Here is a 20983-nt window from a genome sequence, read left to right on the forward strand (position 1 = left end):
GTCATCCGGACCGTACCTGGGGAGCCCGGCGCGGCATAACCCTTCGAGCCCCGCCGATGGCCGGGGCGGTCAGCGCAGCAGCGGCAGCACCGAGTCTCTGAGCCGGCCGCCCGGGCGGTACACCACGCACATCACCGTCCGGTCGCCGTCGGCCCAGGTCTGCGCCGTCGGCAGGACGGGGTAGTAGGCCAGGTCCACCCGGGACGCGTCCGGCCACCGCCGGTCGAAGAACTCACCGCAGCCCTGCCAGGCGAACGCGGCCAGGCTCGGGCGGTCCCACGGCCCGTCGGCGGCGCGCAGGAAGCCGTACGACTGGTTGTCGGCGCCCTGCTCGCAGGGCTCGTACCGGACGACCACCTCGGCCGCCCGCCGCGAGTACGCCGGGTCGGTGAAACACTCGCCGCCCTCGATGGTGAGCATCCCGCTGGTCTCCGCCGTGACGAAGGTGTCGGTCTTGATCACCGGCGCCGACCCCGTCGGCTCGATCGCGAAGAGCGCGGCGAGGGTGCCGACGGTCGCGGACACCGCCCAGCGGCGGGACGGCAGGTTCATCGTGCTCCGACCTCTCGATCTCCGACGGCGGCGATCGTAGGTGGGCCGGGATGAACGGCCGGCCGCGTCCGGATGACCGGCCGTCGCCCGGCGGGTGAAGCTCTGCGGCGGCGCGACGGCGAGGGGCAGCAGTTCACCTGGTGGCCGCGCCACGGTCGACCGTCCGTTGATCATCTTTGACTGAATTCCCGTCGGCCATTGGCACAACGCCAAGGACGACGTGCATCTTCAGGGAAAGGTGATCCTCGTTGGGCGACATCAAGCGACCCTGGCTCATGGGTTCGCGGCGGGCGAGACTGACGGCGATCGGTGCCGCGGCCCTGCTTGTCGGCGGCTTCGCCTTCACCCCGGTGGCGTTCGGTGACGCCGCCCCGGGCAAGTACCCGGCGGCGGAGATCCACCGTCCGTCCCCGGTTCCGGACCGCATCATGCTCACCCCCACCACCACGCCGGCCACCTCGCAGCGGGTCACCTGGCGGGCCGAGGCCGGCGCCGAGTGGGCCCGGGCCGAGATCCTCGAGGCGCCCGCCGCGCTCGGCGAGGTGGCGCCGGCCGCCGGGGCGGTCACAGTGGTCAAGGCGCTCTCCACCACCCCGGTCAACACCTCGCTGGGGTACGCCTCCACCTACCACACGGTGGAGTTCAGCGGCCTGAAGCCGAACACCCGCTACACCTACCGGGTCGGGGACGGCACGAACTGGAGCGCGTGGACCGACTTCACCACCGCCGCCGTCGACTTCCAGCCGTTCTCGTTCATCTACTACGGCGACGCCCAGAACTATATCGACTCCGCGGTGCCCCGGGTGTTCCGGCAGGCGTTCGCCGACCGGCCCGCGGCCAAGCTGATCGTCAACGCCGGTGACCTCATTGACTCGGCGAACAGCGAGGAGCAATGGGGCCAGTGGTACCAGGCCGGCGGCTTCATCGACAGCCAGATCAACAACATCTCGGTCCCGGGTAACCACGAGTACAGCGGCGGCCTCTCCACCTTCTGGCGGCCGCAGTTCCCGTACCCGGACAACGGGCCGGGCAACCCGGAGCTGAAGCAGACCGTCTACTCGGTCGACTACCAGGGTGTCCGCTTCATCGGCCTGGACACCAACGTGCAGGGCAACGCGACCCTGATGGCCGCGCAGACCGCGTGGCTGGAGGGGCTGCTCAGGAACAACCCGAACAAGTGGACCGTGGTGACCTTCCACCACCCGGTCTACTCGACCGCCGCCGGACGCAACAACCCGGTGGTGCGCGCGCAGTGGGGTCCGCTGTTCGAGAAGTACGGCGTGGACCTGGTCCTGCAGGGCCACGACCACACCTACGGCCGGGGCAGCGTCAGCACGTCCCGCCGGTCGCTGACCGTGCACGACAGCACCGTCTACGCGGTCTCCGTCTCCGGCGGCAAGATGTACGAGGTCGACGGCTCGGTCTGGACCGGCAACGGCGCGGACATCATGAGCAAGGCCCAGGACAAGCAGCTCTACCAGCTGATCGACGTCACTGCCGACAGCATCCGCTACGAGGCCCGGTACGCCAACGGCCAGCTCCACGACGGCGTCACCATCCGCAAGAACGCGGCCGGTGAGCGGACCGTCAACGAGTTCCGCACCCCGGAGAACACCACCGGCGAGCAGGCCACGGTCAACAAGACCGTCGTCGAGACCAGGGGCGAGGTCAAGGTCTCGGCGTACGGCTACGACCCGGGCGAGAAGGTGACCGTCTACCTGCGCGACACCACCGACGGCGCCAGCTCCGAAGGGGTGTTCGTCGGCTACGCCAAGGCCGACGAGCTGGGCCGACTGGAGTACGGCTTCGCGCTGCCGCCGTCGGCGAAGAAGAACAGCACCCACGTGGTCTACCTGGCGAGCAGGAGCCAGAAGATCACCAGCCCGGTCATCACCGTGACCAAGTGATCCCGTACCGGGCGCGGCCACGGGTTCCCACCCCCGGGCCGCGCCCGGTACGCCCGGACCAGGAGAACCATCCGTGACTGTCCGCATCCGGCACCCGCTCGCGGCGGTGTGCGCCGTCGCCCTGGCGGCCCTCGTCGTTCCGGCGAACCCGGCCGCCGCCCATCCCTTCGGCCCGCCGTCCACGGCGCGGATCAGCGTCGACGGCTCCCGGGCCACGATCACCTGGCTCGCCGCGGAGGACGACTGGGTGGCGCTGGGCCAGTCGCTCGGCGCCTTCGAGGACCCGACCCTCGGGCCGGTCGCGACCAACCTGACCGGCGAGCAGAAGCTGCAACGCTCCCAGCGGGTGCGCGACTACCTGCTCGACCACATCGCCGTACGGCAGGGCGCCGCCCGCTGCCCGGGGCGCCTCGCCACCCTCGACCGACTGCTCGACCAGGGCGCCCGGCTCAGCTTCGACTGCCTGGACCGGGTGGTCGACCTGGAGGTCACCCTCGCCCCACTGACCGACCTGAACGAGGCGTACCGGACCATGCTCACCAGCCAGACCCCGGCGACCCCGGGTCGTACCCTCTTCACCGCCACCGAACCGACCCACCGGCTGCGGTTCACCGCCGACGGGGACGGCGCTTTCGGTCGGACCGCGGCGTTGGCCGGCGCCGGCGTCGCCCTGGTAGGCGTGGTGGCCGCGCTGCTCGTCGTACGGCTGCGGCGGCGTGCCCGGAGCCGGTCGTGACCGGCCTCGACGAGCGCCTGGTCGCGCTCTTCGACGGTCGCGGCGTCTTCTGGCTGGCGTTGGTCGTGGCGCTCGGCGTCGGGGCGGCGCACGCGGTCGCCCCGGGCCATGGCAAGACCATCACGGCCGCGTACCTGCTGGGCACGCGGGGCCGCTACCGCGACGCCGTCCGGCTCGGCGTCATCGTGGCGGTGATGCACACCGTGTCCGTGCTGGTGTTGGCGCTCGCCTGGGTCGGCCTCAGCGGCGCGGCGAGCCTCGGTACCAGGACCGTGACCGCCTGGATGCAGGTCGCGGCCGGGCTGCTCGTGATCGGCGTCGGCGCCCATCTGACCTGGCGGCACCTCCGCGGCCACCACCACGACCACGCGCACCACCACCACGACCACCGCCACGACCACCGGAAGGTGACCGCGCACGCCGGCACCGCCGGTCATGCGCAGCCCGACACGGCCGGCCACCCGCATGGCGGCACCGCCGGGCACCACCACGGCCACCCGTCCGGCGGGGCCACCGGTCACCACCACGACCACGCGGTGCCGACCGATCCGTGGTCCCGACGTGGGCTGACCGCGCTGGCCCTCTCCGGCGGGCTGCTGCCCTCACCCTCGGCGTTCCTCGTCCTGGTCAGCGGCGTGCTCACCGGCCGCGCCGTCGACGCGCTGGTTCTGGTCGTCGCCTTCGGCGTCGGGATGGCCGCCACCCTCACCGGCGTCGGGGTGGTGACCATCCGCGGATTCGCCCTGCTGACCGGGCGGCTACGGCGCTGGCCGGCGACGGCCACCGCCTGGCTGCCGGCGGTCGCCGGGGTCGCGGTGAGCATCGGTGGCTGCCTCTACCTGGTCGCCGCGATCTCGGTGCTCACCGCCTGACCCCACCGTTTAGGTGGCCGCGACCAACCTCGCGTCGCGGGGCGTTGACGTCGGTGAAGCTGCGCCCTAGGGTCATTACGGCCATAGCCGATATGCCTCAGGAAAGGCTACGGCAGCAACAGCTCCTCGAAATCCCGGGACTACCCAGCCATCCCGGGCTCCGTCGAAATTCCGGTTCTGACCGTTACGGCTCGGCCGCCGGCTACCCGGTGGTCGCTGGAAGAGAAGCAGGCGCCCATGACACACCGCCGCACGTTGCTCCGCTCCGCCGTCGCCCTCACCGCGGCGCCGGCCCTGCCCGTCGCCTGGACCGCGAGTGCCGCACTGGCGGACCCCGCCGCCGGGGTGGCCGTGGATCCCTTCGGCATCCCGCTGCGCGACGTACTGCTCATCGGTGGCACCGTCGCCCCCGGCCCGACCGGCGAACCCGTGCTCTGGTCCGCGGTCTCCGGGGAGCCCGCCCGGCTGGCCGCCATCGACCCGGCGACCGGCCGGACCGTCTCCGCCCAGGACCTCACCGGCGCTCCCGGCTCGTACGCGGTGGCCGCCGCGCCCGACGGCACCGTCTACGTCGGCGCGTACAACACCGGTGACCTGTACCGCCGCCGGCCCGGGCCGGACAGCCCGGTGGAGAACCTCGGCCGCCCGCTGCCGTCGGAGACGTACATCTGGCGGATCGCCGTCGACGACGCGGGCGTCGTTCACGGTGGCACCTTCCCCGGGGCGCGGGTCTTCGCGTACGACCCGGCCACCGGGACGACCCGCGACTACGGCCAGGTGCTGCCCGGCGTCCAGTACGTGCGCAGCCTGGCCGTCACCGCCGACAAGATCTACGCCGGTACCCAACCCGACGCCCACCTGTTCGAGATCGACAAGGTCACCGGTGAGCGCCGCGAACTGCCGTTGCCCGACGGCCTGGGCGCCGGCACCGGCCAGACGGTGTACGACCTCAACGCCCACGACGGCCGGGTGTACGCGCGGTTCGGCTCGGCCATCAACGGCCGGCTCGGGGTGTACGACATCGCCGCGCGCCGGTGGACCGACCTGATCGACGACGTCGCCGGCCTGGACGTCTCCGCACCCGGCCCGGGTGGCCTGGTCTACCTCACCCGCGCCGGCCGGCTCACCGGCTACCACCCGGGCACCCGCACGTTCACCGACACCCCGCTGGCCTTCCCCGGCCGGGTGGTCAACAATCGGGGCATCGGCTGGGTGAGCCTCGCCGACCGGGACTGGCCGGGGCGCACCCTGGTCGGGCTGCTCTGGCGCGGCGACATGTTCCGCTGGAACCCGGTGACCGGGCGGGCCGACGTGGTGCAGACCGACGTGCCCGGCGCGCCGATCCCGATCGCGGCGCTGCACGTCGGGCCCACCGGCACGGTCTGGGTCGGCGGCTACCTCAACGGCGGCCTGGCCCGGGTGGACGCGGACACGGGCGTGTCGACTTTCCAGCGGTTCGCCCAGGTGGAGAGCGTGCTCGAGACCGGCGGCCAGGTCTGGATCGGGGCGTACCCGGACTCCCGGCTGTACCGGTACGACCCGGCCGCGCCGTGGCACAGCCCCGAGTACTCGCCCGGCCTGCCCGGCAGCGCCGACAACCCGGCGAAGCTGCTCGACCTGAAGGCCGCCGACCAGGTGCGGGCCCGGGCGCTGACCGACGCCGGGGACGTTGTCGCCTACGGCACCATGCCGAACACCACCCTGGGGGGTGCGCTGGCCATCGTGGACAAGGCCACCGGCGCGTCGCGGGTGCACCGGCCGGTGGTCACCGACCAGTCCATCGTCAGCCTGACCCACCTCAACGGCCTGCTCGTCGGGGGCACCTCGATCGCCGGCGGGTACAGCGTGCCCCCACCGACCCAGTCCGAGGCGAAGCTGTTCGGCTGGGACGTCGCCGGGGACAGCAAGGCGTTCGAGTTCGTGCCGGTGCCGGGCGCGACGGCGATCCCGGCGCTGGCGGTGGACCGGACCGGGCTGCTCTGGGGCCTGGCCGGCGGCCAGCTCTTCGCCGTCGACCTGGCCACCCGGTCGGTCGTCCAGCGCCTCCACCTCGCCCCGGGCGTCGCGGACAGCCGGGGCAGGCTCGGCTACGACGCCCCGCGCCACCTGTTGTACGCGCTGGTCCGCGGGCAGCAGGTCGTGCAGGTGGACCTGGCCACGGGCGCCACCCGGCAGCTGCTGGACCAGCCGGCGGAGTTCCTCGCCGTGCATCCGGACGGCCGGCTCTTCCTCGGCGCCGGCGAGCACCTGTACCGGCTCACCGTGACCGGCTGACCGTGACCGGCTGACCGCCGCCGCGACAGACGCGGGCCGGCGGCGGAACGGAGACGGGCCGGCGATCCCCCCTCGGGATCGCCGGCCCGCCGTCATGCGCACCGAGGCGCGGGGTCTACAGCTGGATGCGGACCAGGTTGCGGCCGCGCAGGGCGTACAGTGCCGAGCCGTCCGGCGCGGCGGTGAGCAGCGCGCCGCCGCCGTACCACTGGGCGTTCAGGCCGGTGACGAACGGGGTGATCGTCATCGTCGCCGGGTCCAGCTTCCAGACGTCCCGACCGTTGGTGCCGTAGATGGTCGGGCCGACCTGCACCAGGGTGTTCTGGCCGGACGCGACCGTGGTGGTGGCCACCACCTGACGGGTCCGTTGGTCGACGGCGAAGAGCACGCCGGTCTCGGTCAGGCCGAGGATCTTCTCGCCGGTGGCGACCAGGTCGACGATCTGCTTCGCGCCGGGGACCGGGGTGATCTCCCAGGTCTTCGTCCGGGTGGCCAGGTCGAAGCCGGCGAGCCGGGCCTCGGTGGCCCGGGGTGTGGTGCCGAGTCCGCCGTTGATGCTGCTGCCGAGGAATGCGGTGCCGTGCTTCACCGCCACCGACCGGATCGACTGGTCCGGGATGACGTCGCGGTGCACGTCCAGCGCCCCGGACCGGGGGTCGTAGAACGAGACCGCGCCCCCGTGGCGGCCGTACTCCGGTTCAGTGCCGACGACGAGCAGCCTGTCGGCGGGGGACCAGGTCGCGTCGAGCGGCCGGGTCTGCTCGTGGCCGATGGTGGTCACCCGGCGCGGGTCGCCGTCGGGCGCCATCCGGAACAGGTACGCCAGCGTGTAGACCGACATCCAGAGCTCACCCGCGACCGGTGTCATCGCCTTCGCCTCGCCGGGCAGGAACCGGCGGGTGGAGGTGCCGGCGGCCAGGTCGTGCACCTGCACGCCGGCCTTGCCCGAGACGTACACCCGGGGTCCGTCGGTGGCGATCGCCATGGCCAGTTCCGGCGCCGGTGGCATGCCGGCCTCGGTGAGGTCGACGCCGGTCAGCTCGCCGGTGGTCAGGTCGTAGGTGACCACGGTGTTGGTGACCACGCCGTGCAACTGGTCGCCGGTGACGAAGATCCGGCCGAAGGAGGCGCCGTCGTAGGGCACCGCCAGCGTGCTGAGCTGCCCGGTGTCCCGGTCGTACCGGCGAAGCGTGCCCGAGGGCCGGGTGCCGACGTAGACGTCGTTGCGGCCGGGGTCGATGGCGATCGCGGTGATGTAGCTGTCCGGCGTCTGCACGACCTCGTAGCGCGACGGGTCCGCGGTGTCGATCAGCAGCATGGTGCCGGTGGGGGAGAGGGCGGCGGCGAGGAGACCGTCGGACAGGGCGAGGGTGCCGACGAAGGTACGGTCGGCGAATTCCGGCGGCAGGATCTCCCGCTTCGCGCCGGTGGCCCGGTCGATGGCGATCAGGTGGGCGTGCGCGCCGACGCCGGCGTAGATGGTGGTCGCGTCCACGGCGATGCTGCGCACGTACTGCTCGCCGGGAACGGCGACGCCGTAGTCGCGGGTGGCGCCGGTGGCCGGGTCGTAGGAGAAGACCCGTCCGTTGGGATAGGTGCCGCCGTAGACGACGCCGTCCGGCGCGGTGGCCAGGGCCCAGATGAACCGGTCGGGGGAGACGTCGGCGACCTTGGTGACCTCCGTGCCGGTGGTGTCCACCCGGTACAGGTCACCCGGCTCGTAGGTGCCGACGTACAGGTCGGTGCCGACCGCCGCGGTGGCCCAGGCGCCACCGCCGGTGGGTAGTTCGTAGCGTTGGTTCACCCGCTGTTCGGCCAGGTCGTAGCCGCCCACCACGATCGGCGACACCCCGCCGGTGGCCGTGTAGATCGTGCCGTCGATCAGCTCGGAGCCGTTGACGGAGGTGACCTCGGAGGCGGGCCCGAGATCGGTGACGGTGCCGGGTGGGGGTGTCTCGGCGTGGGCGGGCCCCGCCGGGACCACCAGCGTGGCGGCGGCCAGCGCCAGGGCCGCGGTCAGCGCGGTACGTCGCAACACGACCTCCAATTTCCAAGGTTTCGGTCAGGGCTGTAACCGGTACAGGTCATCACGTCCAGCGTGTCGTGTCGAGCCCGGACTGCAAGTTCGTCATCGATCGCGAGTATCGACCGGCGACTCTGGAGTTCCGGCCGTAACCGTAATAGGGTGCCGGCAATGTCCAGCGTGGAGGTCGCCCGTGTCGTCGTTCCGTCGTAGCCTCGTGCCCGCCGCCGTCCTGGCGCTCGCCGCCGCCCTGCTGCCGGCCGTCGCCACCGCGTCCGCCGCCCCGGCCGCCCCGACGCCCGGCACCGTCACCGACTTCGGTGTCCAGCAGACCGCCCTCACCGTCTTCGAGGCCCACTACGGCACCGGTGCCGGCGACCGGCCGGTGGTCTACGGGGTCCAGATGGGCTCGCCCGGGGTGCTCAGCGTGACCGACCCGGTGACCCGGGAACTGCTGGACACCGCCTACCTGCCCGACTCCTCCGGCGCCTGGGGGATCACCCAGACCGGCGACGGCACGGTGTACGCCGGCAGCTACCCCAACGCCCACCTCTACTCGTACGACCCGCAGACCCGGACCACCGTCGACCTCGGCGCCCCGGTGCCCGGCCAGACCGTGCTCTACGGCCTGCGCCCCGGCGCGGACGGCCGGGTCTACGGCGGGACCTATCCGGGCGCGCACGTCTTCTCCTACGCCCCGGGCGAGGGGTTCCGCGACCACGGCCGGATGTACCCCGGCGAGCAGTACGTCGTCGACGTCGCGGTGGACCCGTCGCGCGACGTGCTCTGGGCGGCGGTCGGCACCGCCGGCCACCTGGTCCGCCTCGACCTGCGCACCGGGGAGAAGCGCGACATCTGGCCGGAGGCGCTGCGCGGCGACGCGAACTACCCCTACGACATCAACCTGGTCGGCGGGAAGCTCTTCGTCAAGCGCAACAAGCTCCAGGGGCTGGTGCTCGACCCGGACACCGGCGCGGTCCTGGCCGACGGCTTCACCATGGGCTCGCGCGGCACCTCACCGCTGGCCCCCGACGGCCGGTCGGTCTACTTCACCTCCGGCACCGACCTCTGGCGCTACGACCTGCCGACCGACACCGTCGGGCCGGTGCGCGACGCCGCCGGCGCGCCGGTGCGCAGCGACGGAGCGGGCGTCGGGTTCGGCTTCCTGGACGGCCAGCTGTACGCCGTGATCGGCAACTACGGCGGGCAGGCGCTGCGCTACGACCCGGCCACCGGCGCCAGCGAGCGCTACCGGCTGCCGTTCCCGCCGCAGGCGCTGGACATCAACAACATCACCGCCGGCCCGGACGGCCGGATCTGGACCAACCTCTACATCAACGGCAACCTGGCCGTCCTCGATCCGGCCACCGGCACCGCGACGAACGTGGGCCGACTCGGCCAGGCCGACGGCTTCGGCTGGCACGGCGGCCTGATGTACCAGGGCGTGTACCCGTACGGCGGGGTGCTGGTGTACGACCCGGCCCAGCCGTACCGGCTCGGCACCAACCCGCGCGAGCTGTTCCGGTTGCAGCCCGACGGCCAGAACCGGCCGATCGCCTTCGCCTCGGCCGGCAGCCGGATCTACGTCGGCAGCACCCCGGACTACGGGCTGTGGGGTGGCGCGCTGACCGTCTACGACACCGCCACCGGCGCCCGCACCACCCGGCGGAACATCGTCGCCGACCAGGGCGTGATCAGCCTGGCCGTGGTCGGTGACCGACTCTGGGCGGGCACCACGATCGGCGGCGGCGGGGGCACCGTGCCGCGCGCCACCGAGGCGAAGGTCTTCACCGCCGACCTGGCGACCGGGGAGAAGACCGCCGAGTACACGCCGGTGCCCGGCGCCGACGCCATCACCTCGCTCGTCGCCGGGCCGGACGGGATGATCTGGGGTCTCGCCGACGGTGAGGTGTTCGTGCTCGACCCGGCGACCGGCGCGGTGACCCGTCGCCTCGACGTGCCGGGCCGCTCCTCGGGGGTGGCCGACGAACTCGTGGTCAGCGCCGCCGACGAGCACGTCTACGCCTCGCTCGACGGCTACCTGCACAAGATCGATCCACTGTCGAAGAAGGTCCGGGTCATCCGGGACGCGCAGACCTACCGGCTGACCCAGGACGGCCAGGGCAACCTCTGGTTCCGCAACGGGGTCAAGGCCGCCAACGGGGCGGTCCAGTACGGCGCGCACCTGCTGCGGTACGTGCCGGAGCCGGACGACTGCCCCCGCTCCGACCTGCGGGCCCAGGTGTACGCGGGCGGCACGACCGGCGTGCCGAACCGGTACGCCGAACGCGGGTGCACGGTGAACGACCTGATCCGGGACGAGGCGCACTGGGACAGCCACGGCGCGTTCGTCGCGCACGTCGCCGCGGTCACCGACGGCCTGGTCGACGCCGGCCTGCTCAACGGCGGCGAGCAGGACGCGATCGTGGCGGCGGCCGGACGCTCCGGCGTCGGCCGGTAGCCGGGCCACCGACCCGGCCCCGCCCTTCCATCGACGGGGGGAGAGCGGGGCCGGGTCGGTCCGGGCTCAGCCGACCGGTTCGACCGTGGTGAGATCGACCGGGGCACCGCCGGCGAGCCGGCTGCGTTCCGCCGCGAACGCCATCCGGTGACTGTCCAGCGACTCCCGTGGCCCCGACCGCACCGCGGAGCGGTCACCGGTCGCCACCGCCGCCACGAAGGCCGCCATCAGCCGCATGTCCCCACCGCCGTGGCCGGAGCCGGCGTCCGCCCCGCCGCCCCGGGTGTCGGTGGTGACGGTGGCGCCGGTGACGAAGTCGGTGACGCTGACCTGCTCGCCGTCGCCCTCCAGGTAGCCGTGCGTGCCCATGATCCGGGTGCGCCGGTGGCCGCCGGGGGTGAAGGCGCTCATGGTCAGCGTCGCGGTCGCCCCACCGGCGAAGGAGACCGTGACGCTCTGGTGGTCGGCGACGTCGTTGCCGCCGGCGTAGACGCAGCGCCCGTACGGGCCGTCGCGCAGCGCCGCGGTCACGCCGGCGTCGGTCAGGTCGCGGGTCACCACCGACAGCGGCCACTCGTGCCGATCCGGGTCGGCGAGGCAGTCGCGGTAGAAGCGGACGGCCGAGTACGGGCAGCGTGACTCCACCGGGCAGTCCAGGCAGCGTTCGGCGGCGCCGGCGGGCCGGCTGCCGGGGTGGAAGTGGTGCAGCCGGCCGACGCTGCTGACCCGCACCGGAGTGTCGTCCACGACGTAGCGCAGCCAGTCGAGGTCGTGGCAGCACTTGGCGAGCAGGCTGCTCGACGAGGTGTCGGCGCGGCGCCAGTTGCCGCGTACGTAGGAGTGGGCGAAGTGCCACCAGCCGACCGGTTCCAGGTGTTCCACCCCGACGATCCGGCCCAGCGCCCCCGTCTCGACGTACCGCTTCACCGCGTCGGTGTAGCGGGTGTAGCGCAGCACGTGGCAGACGGCGAGCAGCACCCCGGAGCGTTCCGCCGCCGCGGTGACCGCCGCGCACTCCGCCTCGGTCGGCGCGATCGGCTTCTCCAGCAGCACGTGGTAGCCGAGGTCGGCCAGCCGGGCGGCCGGCTCGGCGTGCTCGCGGTCGGGGGTGGCGAGCACCACCGCGTCGGCCAGCCGGGGCCGGGCCACCAGGTCCTGCCACGAGTCGAACCGGGCGGGCGACGGGACCTGGTGGGCGTCGGCGAGCGCGGTGCGGTGCGCGTCCCGGGGGTCGGCGACGGCGACGACCCGGGCCCGGTCCGGGGACCGCAACGCGTAGCCGGCGTAGGTGCTGCCGCGGTTGCCCGCGCCGACGATGGCCAAGGAGACGGTCATCGGAGTCCTTCACTCATTACGGGTCTGGATCGATCTGTCCACGCGTGCGCACGATCAGTGACGACACGACCTCGGTACTTTCCGCCTCTAGTATCGGACAGGACCGTAAGTTAATGTACTGCGAACATGACTCCCCCGGAAGGATGCGAGATGCGTGTTCGGAAGAGCCTGTCGGCCGTTGCGGTGGCGCTCGTCGCCGCGCTCGCGGCGACCGGCTGTGGCGGTTCGGGCTCCGGTGACTCCGGCAAGGCGACCGTGACTATGTGGACATATCCGGTGATCGCTGACGAGGCGAAGCACCGTGCGCACTGGGACGAGACCATCAAGGCGTTCAAGGCCGCCAATCCCGACATCGAGGTGAAGGTCGAGATCTTCCCCTGGGCCAACCGGGACCAGGCACTCGCCACCGCGATCGCCGGCAACAAGGGGCCGGACGTGGTCTACCTGATCCCCGACCAACTGCCCAAGTACGCCCGCAACATCGAGCCGGTCGACAAGTACCTCGACGACGCGGCCAAGAGCGACTACCACGAGAACGTGGTGAAGTCGGTGACCATCGACGGCAAGATGATGGGCGCGCCGATCCTCACCAGCGCGGCCACCCCGATCTGCAACAAGAAGGTCTTCCAGGCCGTCGGCGAGACGACCTACCCGACCAGCTGGAACGACCTGCTCACCCTGGCCCCGAAGTTCAAGGCCAAGGGCTACGACATCACCGCGTACGCCGGCGACGCCAAGCAGACCTTGAACCAGACCTTCTACCCGCTGCTCTGGCAGGCCGGCGGCGACGTGTTCGGCCCGGACGGCAAGTCGGTCACCTTCAACAGCGACGCCGGGAAGAAGGCGCTGAACTTCGCCAAGCAGCTCGTCGACGGCGGCTACGTCGACAAGACCCTGCTCACCACCGCCCCGCCGATCGAGCAGACCCGGATCGCGCAGAACAAGGTCGGCTGCGTCTGGCACGTGCCGGCGGCGGAGATCGAGAAGTTCTGGGGCAAGGAGAACATCCAGGTCGTCCCGCACTTCACCGAGACCAAGCAGATTGGTTACGGCACGGTCGGCTCGCTGTCCATGCTCAAGAACGCCGAGAACAAGGAGGCGACCGGCAAGTGGATCGCCTTCGCCACCAACGCTGACAACAGCAAGAAGTACGACGTCGGCGCCGGCCTGTTCTCCGCGCGGAAGTCCACCGGCTCGCTCTACGCCGGCGACCCCGTCTTCGGCGAGCAGGAGAAGCACGTGGGCACCAGCACCGTCGGCCCGCTGCACGAGAAGGCCCGCGACGTCCAGGGCGTCCTCTCCCCGGAGATCCAGGCCGCCCTGCTCGGCAAGAAGTCGGTGGAGCAGGCGCTCGACGACGCGGCGAAGGCCGCCGCCCCGCTGCTCGGCTGATTCCTGGCGCGGCTCGCGGTGGGCGTAACCTGCCCACCGCGAGCCGCCCAGCGACCGCGAGCCGCTGAGAAAGGTTGTCAGATGGTTGCACTACCGGGGACGCCGGTCCGGCGGCTGCGCCGGCCGTCCGCCCGCGAGGCCGGCACGGCCCTGCTGTTCGTCCTGCCGTTCCTGCTGCTCTTCGCCGTCTTCCGGTTCGGCCCGGCGATCGCCGGGGTCGTCCTCGGCTTCACCGACTACACCATCGGCGGTGAGACCAGCTGGACCGGCCTGGAGAACTTCCGCCGGCTCGTCGACGACCCGACCTTCTGGTCCGCGCTGCGCGTGACGGTCATCTTCACCGCGCTGTCCGTACCGCTGTCGATGCTGGCCTCGCTCGGCATGGCGCTGCTGACCCGCCGCGCCTTCCGCGGCGCGAAGCTCTTCCGGTCGGTCTTCTTCCTCCCGGTGGTGACCAGCCTGGTGCTGGCCGGCGTGGTCTTCAGCTGGGTCTTCTCCGAGGGCGGCCCCTGGTCGCGGGCGATGGGCGCACTCGGCCTGCCGGCGCAGTCCTGGCTGGCCGACAGCGTGCTGGTGATCCCGGCCCTGGTGCTGGTCTCGGTCTGGTCCCGCTTCGGCTACGGCATGCTCATCCTGCTCGCCCGGCTGCAGGACATCCCGGCCGAACTGGAGGAGGCGGCGCTGACCGACGGCGCCTCGGCCTGGCAGCGCTTCCGCTACGTCACGCTGCCGCAGCTGCGACCCGCGCTGTTCTTCGTCGCCATCATCGAGACCACCGTGTCGTTCCAGGTCTTCGACATGATCTACGTGATGACCGCCGGCGGCCCGGTACGCGCCAGCTACAGCCTCGTCTACCTGCTCTACGACCAGGGCTTCAAGTACTTCGACCTGGGTTACGCCAGTGCCATCGGGGTCGCCCTGTTCGTGATGACGATCGTCGTGGCGCTGATCCAGCGGCTGACCCTCGGGAGGGAAGAATGACCGACACCATCACGCCCCCCGCCGCCGCTCCGGCCACCGACGCGCCCCGGCGTGACCGGCGCCCCTACCGCGTCGGCCGGGCGAGCCGGGGCTGGGTGATCGGGCGCACCGCGCTGCTGCTGGCCGGCGCCCTGCTCACCCTCTTCCCCTTCTACGCGATGGTCGTGCTGTCGTTCAAGCCGACCGGACCGGTCACCTTCCCGGACAGCCTGCTGCCCTGGCCGTTCTCCACCGAGGCGTACGACCAGGTGGTCGGCGCCAAGAGTGTGCTGCGCTGGATGTGGAACACCGTCGTCTACTCGGTGGTGTCGGTGGTCGGCGTGCTGCTGTTCGCCTCGATGGCCGGCTACGCCTTCGCCAAGAAGCGGTTCCCCGGCAAGGAGACGATGTTCTGGTCGTTCCTGGCCATGCTGATGGTGCCGTACCACGTCACGATGATCCCGACGTTCATCATCATCTCCGAGCTGAACGGCGTGGACACCTACTGGGGCATGATCGTGCCGACGCTGGCCAACGCCCAGGCGGTGTTCCTCATGCGGCAGTTCATCGCGTCGCTGCCCGACTCGCTGTTCGAGGCGGCCCGCCTCGACGGCTGCTCGGAGTGGCGGGTGTACGTCTCGATCGTGCTGCCGCTGATCAAGCCGATCCTGGCCACCCTGGGCGTCTTCGTCTTCCTCTGGCACTGGAACGACTTCCTGTGGCCGCTCATCGTCGGGCAGAGCCTCGACATGCGGACCCTCACCACCGGCATCGCCTCGTTGCAGCAGGAGAACGTGGCGTTGAACATGCTGCTCGCCGGGTCGGTGGTGGCGTTCGTGCCGATCTTCATGGCCTACCTGATCGGCCAGCGGTACTTCCAGGAGGGCGTCTCCACCACGGGCATCAAAGGGTGAGCGTCATCGCGGTGGCGGCGACGCCCGACGTCCGCGAGCTGTTCCTCGACCCGGACACCCGCGCCGGGCTGCGCGGGCTGGGCGACGTGCGGCTTCCGGCCGACGGCGCCGACGTCGGCGACGCGCGGGTGATGGCGGACCTGCTCGCCGACGCCGACGTCGTCGTCACCGGCTGGGGCACGGCCCCGTTGACGGCCGCGGTGCTCGCCGCGGCGCCCCGGCTGCGGCTGCTCGCACACACCGGGGCCAGCGTGAAACCGTTCGTCACTCCCGAGAGCTTCGCCCGCGGGGTGCGCGTCACCCAGGCCGGCGAGGCGATGGCGTACGCGGTGGGGGAGCAGGCGCTCGCGCTCACCCTCGCCCTGCTGCACCGGCTGCACCGGTTCGACCACGCGTTGCGCAGCGGGGTCGACTGGGCGGTCGCGAAGGCCGCCCCGCCCCGGCGGGAGTTGCGCGGGGCGACGGTCGGCGTGGTCGGCGCGTCCCGGACCGGCCGGGCGTACCTCGCTCTGGTGCGGGCGCTCGGGGCGCGGGTGCTGGTGGCCGACCCGTACCTGTCCGACGCGGAGGCCGCGACGCTCGGTGTGGAGCGGGTGGGCCTCGACGACCTGCTCGCCCGCAGCCTGGTGGTCTCCCTGCACGCGCCGGTGCTGCCGGAGACCGTCGGAATGATCGGGGCGCGCGAGCTCGCCCGGCTGCCGGACGGGGCGCTGCTGGTCAACACCGCCCGCTCGGCGCTGGTGGACGAGGCCGCGCTGCTGGCCGCGCTGCGCACCGGGCGGATCGACGCTGCGCTGGACGTGTTCGACGCCGAGCCGTTGCCGGTCGACCATCCGTTCCGCCGGCTGCCGAACGTGCTGCTCACGCCGCACGAGGCGGCCGGGACGGCTGAGTCGCGGCGGCGGGCCGGCGCGATCGTGGTGGCCGAGATCGACCGGTTCCTGCGCGGACGACCGTTGGCGCACGAGGTGCGGCCGGAGCAGCTCGACCGGACCGGCTGACCGCCGCTGACCTGCACTGGCGCGGCCGGAGGCGGGAGAAGTAGCCTCTGCGCTCATGCGCATCGCTCTGGCCGGACTCGCCACCAGTCACCCCTACACCGACGCCCGCGCGCTGCGCGACCACGCGGAGCTGGTGGTGTGGGAGCCCGACCCGGAGCGGCTGGCGCGGTTCCGGGCCGAGCAGCCGGAGGTGGCCGTGGCGCCGGACCTGGCCGCGCTGCTCGCGACCGGCCCGGACGGCGTGGTCCTCACGGTCCCCACCTCGGGCGTGCCGGACGCGCTGGCCCAGGTGCTGGCCCGCGAGCTGCCCTGCTTCGTCAACAAGCCGGCCGCCGCGACCGTCGGGCAGCTCGACCGGTTGGAACTCGTCGTGGCCCGGGCCCCGGAGCTGGTGCTCACCTCCTCGGTGCTGCGCTTCGCGCCGGACTTCGTCGCGTTCGACGTGCCGCGCGAGGAGGTGCTGTCGGTCCGCGCCACCGTGCGGCACGACGTCGGGCTCTGGGCCACCGGCTACAACCCGTGGCAGGACGACCCGGCGGTCGGCGGCGGCACGCTGGTGATGATGGGCCTGCACGGTATGGAGCTGCTGGTCGCGCTGCTCGGACCGGCGGTGCGGCTGGTCGGGGCCGCCGGCACCGTACGCCGGCACCGTGGGCTGCGCTCGGAGGACACCGGGCTGCTCGCCCTGCAGTGGGACGACGGTGTGCCCGGCACCGTGGAGGTGCTCGGGGTCAGCCAGGGCGAGGCCTACGAGGTGACCGTCCACACGGCAGGCGGGGAGCAGCGGGTGGTGCTGCGCGGCGGCGCCGACGAACTCGGCTACCGGGCCACCATCGACGCCTTCCTCGGCATGGTCCGCGGCGCGCCGAGCCCGGTGCCGTGGGCGCAGACCCGCGCTGTGCTGGGCGTCCTCGCCGCGGCCCGCGCCACGGCCTGACCCGGGACGCCCCCGGCCCACCAGGCTCGCGCGTCCCGCGCCAGCCCGCCCGGCCCGCGACGCCGCGGCAGCCTGCCGGGCCCGCCGGACCCTCGCCGGCCGAACCGTCCCCGCCGGACACCTTGACGCCCCTCTAGCCGGAAGTTACGGTCATGACCGTTACTTCGGAAGGGGCGTGGTGGCATGCGTACGGTGGCGGAACTGGAGGAGCGGCTCTCCCGCCCGCGGGAGGTCCTGGTGGACGACCTGCGCAAGCTCGACGGGGACATCCTGATCCTCGGTGCGGGCGGCAAGCTGGGGCCGAGCCTGGTGCGGTTGGCGCTGCGCGGCGTGGCCGCGGCGGGCACCGGCGCCCGGGTCGTGGCCGTGTCGCGCTTCTCCGAGGCCGGCCTCGCCGACGCGCTGCGCGACGAGGGCGCCGTGGTGGTCGAGGCGGACGTCGCCGACGACGCGGCGCTGGCCGCGCTGCCCGACGCGCCGAACGTGGTCTTCCTGGTCGGCGCCAAGTTCGGCACCTCCGGCCGGGAACACGCAACCTGGGCCACCAACGCCTACCTGCCCGGGCGGGTCGCGCAGCGCTTCGCCGGGTCGCGCCTGGTGGCGCTGAGCACCGGCAACGTCTACCCGCTGGTGCCGGTGACCGCCGGCGGCTGCGTCGAGCAGACCCCGGTCCAGCCGGTCGGCGAGTACGCGATGTCCTGCCTGGGCCGCGAGCGCGTCCTCACCCACTTCGCGCTGCGCGACCACACCCCGCTGGCCCTGATCCGGCTCAACTACGCCGTCGAGATGCGCTACGGCGTGCTGGTCGACATCGCCCGCGCGGTGCACGCCGGCGAGGCCGTGGACCTCACCATGGGGCACGCCAACGTCGTCTGGCAGGGCTACGCCAACGAGGTCGTCCTGCGCGCCCTGTACCACACCGGCACCCCGCCGTTCGTGTTGAACCTGACCGGGCCGGAGCTGGTCTCGGTCCGGCAGGTGGCCACCGCGGTCGCCGCGCGGCTCGGCCGGGAGCCGGTCTTCACCGGCGCCGAGGCGCCGACCGCGCTGCTGTCCAACGCCCAGCTCTGCCACCGGCTCTTCGGCTACCCCGACCTGCCGCTCGCCGAGCTGATCGAGCTGACGGCCGACTGGGTCGCCGACGGCCAGCCCCTGCTCGGCAAGCCGACCGGATTCCAGCGCCGCGACGGCAAGTTCTAGGAGAGACCGTGTTGACCGCATCGAGCACCCGACGGGCCGCCGCCCTGGCCCGGTTCCAGCGCGGGTGTGTCATCCCCGCCCACCCGCTCGCCCTCGACGCCGACCGCAAACTCGACGAGCGCCGGCAGCGCGCGCTGACCCGCTACTACCTCGCCTCCGGCGCGGGCGGCATCGCCGTCGGCGTGCACACCACCCAGTTCGCCATCCACGATCCGAAGGTGGGGCTGCTCGCCCCGGTGCTGGAACTGGCCGCCGAGACCGCGGCCGGCTCGGATGCGATCCTGGTCGCCGGCGCCTGCGGGGACACCGCCCAGGCCGTCGCCGAGGCGGAACTCGCCGCGTCGCTCGGCTACCACCTGGTGCTGCTGTCGCCGTACGGGCCGCTGGACGAGGACGCCCTCGTCGAGCGGGCCCGGGCGGTCGGCGAGGTGCTGCCGGTGATCGGCTTCTACCTGCAACCGGCGGTCGGCGGCCGGGAGCTGTCCCGAACCTTCTGGGCCCGGCTGGCCGCCCTCGACTCGGTGGTCGGCATCAAGGTGGCCCCGTTCGACCGCTACCGCACCCTCGACGTGCTGCACGGCGTCTGCGCGGCCGGTCGCAACGGCGACCTCGCCCTCTACACCGGCAACGACGACCACATCCTCGCCGACCTGGTGGCGCCGCACCGGGTCATCCTCGACGGGCGCACGGTGGAGGTCGAGTTCGTCGGTGGGCTGCTCGGCCAGTGGGCGGTCTGGGCGGGCACCGCGGTGACGCTGCTCGACGAGGCCCGCCGGGCCCGCGCCGGTGACGACGCCGCGCTGCGCCGGCTGCTCACCCTGGACGGTCACCTGACCGACGCGAACGCGGCCATCTTCGACGCGGCCAACGGCTACCACGGCTGCATCCCCGGCATCCACGAGGTGCTGCGCCGGCAGGGCCTGCTGGCCGGCCGCTGGTGCCTGGACCCGGCAGAGGAGATCTCGCCGGGGCAACTGGCCGAACTGGACCGGGTGCACCGCGCCTACCCGCACCTGCGCGACGACGACTTCGTCGCCGAACACCTTCACGACTGGCTCTCCTGACCACCACCCCTCCACGCGGTCCCCTCAGCTCGCGTTGATCATGAGGTTAGCGGCGAGATTGATCTCCGAACCTGCCGCTAACCTCATGATCAACCGGGCTGGGCGCGGGCGCGGGTCGGAGGGTCAGGGGGTCAGAGGGTCAGGCGGTAGAGGGTGAGGGGGCGGCCGCTGGTGCCGGAGGCGAGGTTGCCGGTGCGCTCGGCCAGGCCGGCCAGTTCCAGGCGGTGCAGCATGCGCCGGGCGGTGCGTTGCTGCACCCGGAGCTGGTCGGCCACCTCCCGGCTGGTCAGCGGCTCGTCGCCGACCGCCGTACGCACCTCCCGCAGCCGCAGCAGGGTGGGCACCGACAGGCCGACCCGCTGGGCGATGACCGCCAGGTTCCCCTCCGACGGCGCCGGGGCCGGCGTGGTCGACTCGAGCACGATGTCGGTCTCGCCGCGCAGCGACAGCACCGCCGTGATGGGGCCGACCCGGCGGGCCCGGCTCAGCGCGCGGCGGGCCAGGTTCTCCGCCTCGGCGGCGCTGCGTCCCAGCCCGAAGCCGATCTGCACCCGCTCGTGCCGGTCGGCGAGGCGGCGCAGCATCGGCAGCGCGGTGAACCCACCGGTCGCGTCGTGCAGCGGGCCGCGGGTGGTGACGATCAGGTACGTGTCGGCGGCGAACCGGGCGAGCGTGCCGCCGAGCCCGGCCACCTCCTTGAGCAGCCCGTCGTCGCCGTCGGGCAGGCTGGCCAGCCCGAGCGCGATCTGGGCGTCCTCCTGGGCCTGGCTGCCGACGTGCAGCAGGAGCTGGCGCAGCGCGGTGCGTACCGAGTGGTTCGATGGGGCGAGGCGGAACGCCGCCATCTCGTGGCGCAGCACCTCGTACACCGAGCTGATGCAGGTGACGGCGACGTCCGCGCCGGCCTTGCGCTGCCGGCGGTGGAAGGCGATCACCTCGTCGGAGCCGAGGCCGCTGCGGTACGGCAGCGACCGGACCCGGTCCACCGGCAGGCCCGCCTCACCGAAGGTGGTGGCGACGTCGGCGCCGGTGACCGTGTCGATCGACATCCGGGTCACGTCGTGCCCGGCGCGCAACAGCCGCACGGCGGCCTGGAGCAGGGTCGCGCCGGTGTAGTCGACGAAGACCGCCGGGCGGTTGAGCGCGTTCGCCTCCCGGGCCAGGGTGTAGGGCACGACGCCGGTGAACAGCCACGCCTCGACCTGACCGGCGTGCGCCTCCGCGAGCGCCGGAGCCTGCGACTCGTGGTCGTAGTGCAGCCGCCGGGCGGTGACGCCGGGCTGCTCCTCGCAGGTGGCGGCCACGTCGTCGACCAGGTCGTGCGGACCGATGACCCCGATCTCGATGGTCACCGC

The 20983-nt window shown here is 72.7% G+C and carries 16 protein-coding genes; 12 read left to right on the plus strand and 4 right to left on the minus strand.

Features of this window, described 5'->3' with window-relative positions:
- Window positions 1–69: 69 nt before the first annotated feature.
- Window positions 70–552, minus strand: a complete 483-nt coding sequence (locus tag ACVCAH_RS16715) for a hypothetical protein (RefSeq protein WP_447137050.1) — start codon at window positions 550–552, stop codon at window positions 70–72.
- Between the two features lie 248 nt (window positions 553–800).
- Between ACVCAH_RS16715 and ACVCAH_RS16720 the strand changes: the two genes are divergently transcribed.
- From ACVCAH_RS16720 to ACVCAH_RS16735, 4 genes are all read left to right on the plus strand, one after another.
- A complete protein-coding gene (locus ACVCAH_RS16720) occupies window positions 801–2459 on the plus strand; it encodes a fibronectin type III domain-containing protein (protein ID WP_447137051.1) in 1659 nt (552 codons plus the stop codon).
- A 73-nt stretch (window positions 2460–2532) separates the two neighbouring features.
- Window positions 2533–3195 carry a hypothetical protein gene (locus tag ACVCAH_RS16725; protein WP_447137052.1) on the plus strand — a complete coding sequence of 221 codons (663 nt, stop codon included), beginning with the start codon at window positions 2533–2535 and terminating at the stop codon, window positions 3193–3195.
- A complete protein-coding gene (locus ACVCAH_RS16730; RefSeq protein WP_447137053.1) occupies window positions 3192–4067 on the plus strand; it encodes a nickel/cobalt transporter in 876 nt (291 codons plus the stop codon). Before ACVCAH_RS16725 ends, ACVCAH_RS16730 begins: the two co-directional genes overlap by 4 nt.
- Before the next feature lie 237 nt (window positions 4068–4304).
- The gene (locus ACVCAH_RS16735) at window positions 4305–6341 is read left to right on the plus strand and encodes an outer membrane protein assembly factor BamB family protein (protein ID WP_447137054.1); all 2037 of its coding nucleotides are present in this window, start codon (window positions 4305–4307) and stop codon (window positions 6339–6341) included.
- 115 nt (window positions 6342–6456) lie between these two features.
- Here the strand turns inward: ACVCAH_RS16735 and ACVCAH_RS16740 are convergent, their stop codons facing one another.
- Entirely contained in the window at window positions 6457–8379 is a 1923-nt protein-coding gene (locus ACVCAH_RS16740; protein ID WP_447137055.1) for a hypothetical protein, read from the minus strand.
- Between the two features lie 178 nt (window positions 8380–8557).
- On the opposite strand from ACVCAH_RS16740, the gene ACVCAH_RS16745 reads away from it, so the two are divergent.
- Window positions 8558–10825 carry an outer membrane protein assembly factor BamB family protein gene (locus tag ACVCAH_RS16745; protein WP_447137056.1) on the plus strand — a complete coding sequence of 756 codons (2268 nt, stop codon included), beginning with the start codon at window positions 8558–8560 and terminating at the stop codon, window positions 10823–10825.
- Between the two features lie 66 nt (window positions 10826–10891).
- Here the strand turns inward: ACVCAH_RS16745 and ACVCAH_RS16750 are convergent, their stop codons facing one another.
- On the minus strand, window positions 10892–12160 hold the full coding sequence (locus ACVCAH_RS16750) for a Gfo/Idh/MocA family protein (RefSeq protein ID WP_447137057.1): 1269 nt from the start codon (window positions 12158–12160) through the stop codon (window positions 10892–10894).
- A 150-nt stretch (window positions 12161–12310) separates the two neighbouring features.
- On the opposite strand from ACVCAH_RS16750, the gene ACVCAH_RS16755 reads away from it, so the two are divergent.
- The 7 genes from ACVCAH_RS16755 (at window position 12311) to ACVCAH_RS16785 (ending at window position 19628) form a co-directional block, all read left to right on the plus strand.
- Window positions 12311–13552, plus strand: coding sequence for an ABC transporter substrate-binding protein (locus ACVCAH_RS16755; RefSeq protein ID WP_447137058.1), 1242 nt, complete (start codon window positions 12311–12313; stop codon window positions 13550–13552).
- Between the two features lie 81 nt (window positions 13553–13633).
- Window positions 13634–14533, plus strand: a complete 900-nt coding sequence (locus ACVCAH_RS16760; protein WP_447137059.1) for a carbohydrate ABC transporter permease — start codon at window positions 13634–13636, stop codon at window positions 14531–14533.
- Window positions 14530–15426, plus strand: a complete 897-nt coding sequence (locus ACVCAH_RS16765) for a carbohydrate ABC transporter permease (protein ID WP_447137060.1) — start codon at window positions 14530–14532, stop codon at window positions 15424–15426. The genes ACVCAH_RS16760 and ACVCAH_RS16765 overlap by 4 nt, the downstream gene beginning before the upstream one ends.
- Window positions 15423–16427 carry a hydroxyacid dehydrogenase gene (locus ACVCAH_RS16770; protein ID WP_447137061.1) on the plus strand — a complete coding sequence of 335 codons (1005 nt, stop codon included), beginning with the start codon at window positions 15423–15425 and terminating at the stop codon, window positions 16425–16427. Before ACVCAH_RS16765 ends, ACVCAH_RS16770 begins: the two co-directional genes overlap by 4 nt.
- A gap of 55 nt (window positions 16428–16482) precedes the next feature.
- Window positions 16483–17364, plus strand: coding sequence for a Gfo/Idh/MocA family protein (locus tag ACVCAH_RS16775; protein ID WP_447137062.1), 882 nt, complete (start codon window positions 16483–16485; stop codon window positions 17362–17364).
- Window positions 17365–17547: 183 nt separating this feature from the next.
- Window positions 17548–18564 carry an NAD-dependent epimerase/dehydratase family protein gene (locus ACVCAH_RS16780; RefSeq protein ID WP_447137063.1) on the plus strand — a complete coding sequence of 339 codons (1017 nt, stop codon included), beginning with the start codon at window positions 17548–17550 and terminating at the stop codon, window positions 18562–18564.
- Between the two features lie 8 nt (window positions 18565–18572).
- The gene (locus ACVCAH_RS16785) at window positions 18573–19628 is read left to right on the plus strand and encodes a dihydrodipicolinate synthase family protein (RefSeq protein ID WP_447137064.1); all 1056 of its coding nucleotides are present in this window, start codon (window positions 18573–18575) and stop codon (window positions 19626–19628) included.
- Between the two features lie 131 nt (window positions 19629–19759).
- On the opposite strand, the gene ACVCAH_RS16790 is transcribed toward ACVCAH_RS16785, so the two are convergent.
- Window positions 19760–20980: a hypothetical protein gene (locus ACVCAH_RS16790; RefSeq protein WP_447137065.1), complete on the minus strand. Its 1221-nt coding sequence runs from the start codon at window positions 20978–20980 to the stop codon at window positions 19760–19762.
- Window positions 20981–20983 lie beyond the last annotated feature (3 nt).

The sequence above is a fragment of the Micromonospora sp. LZ34 genome (assembly GCF_052981855.1).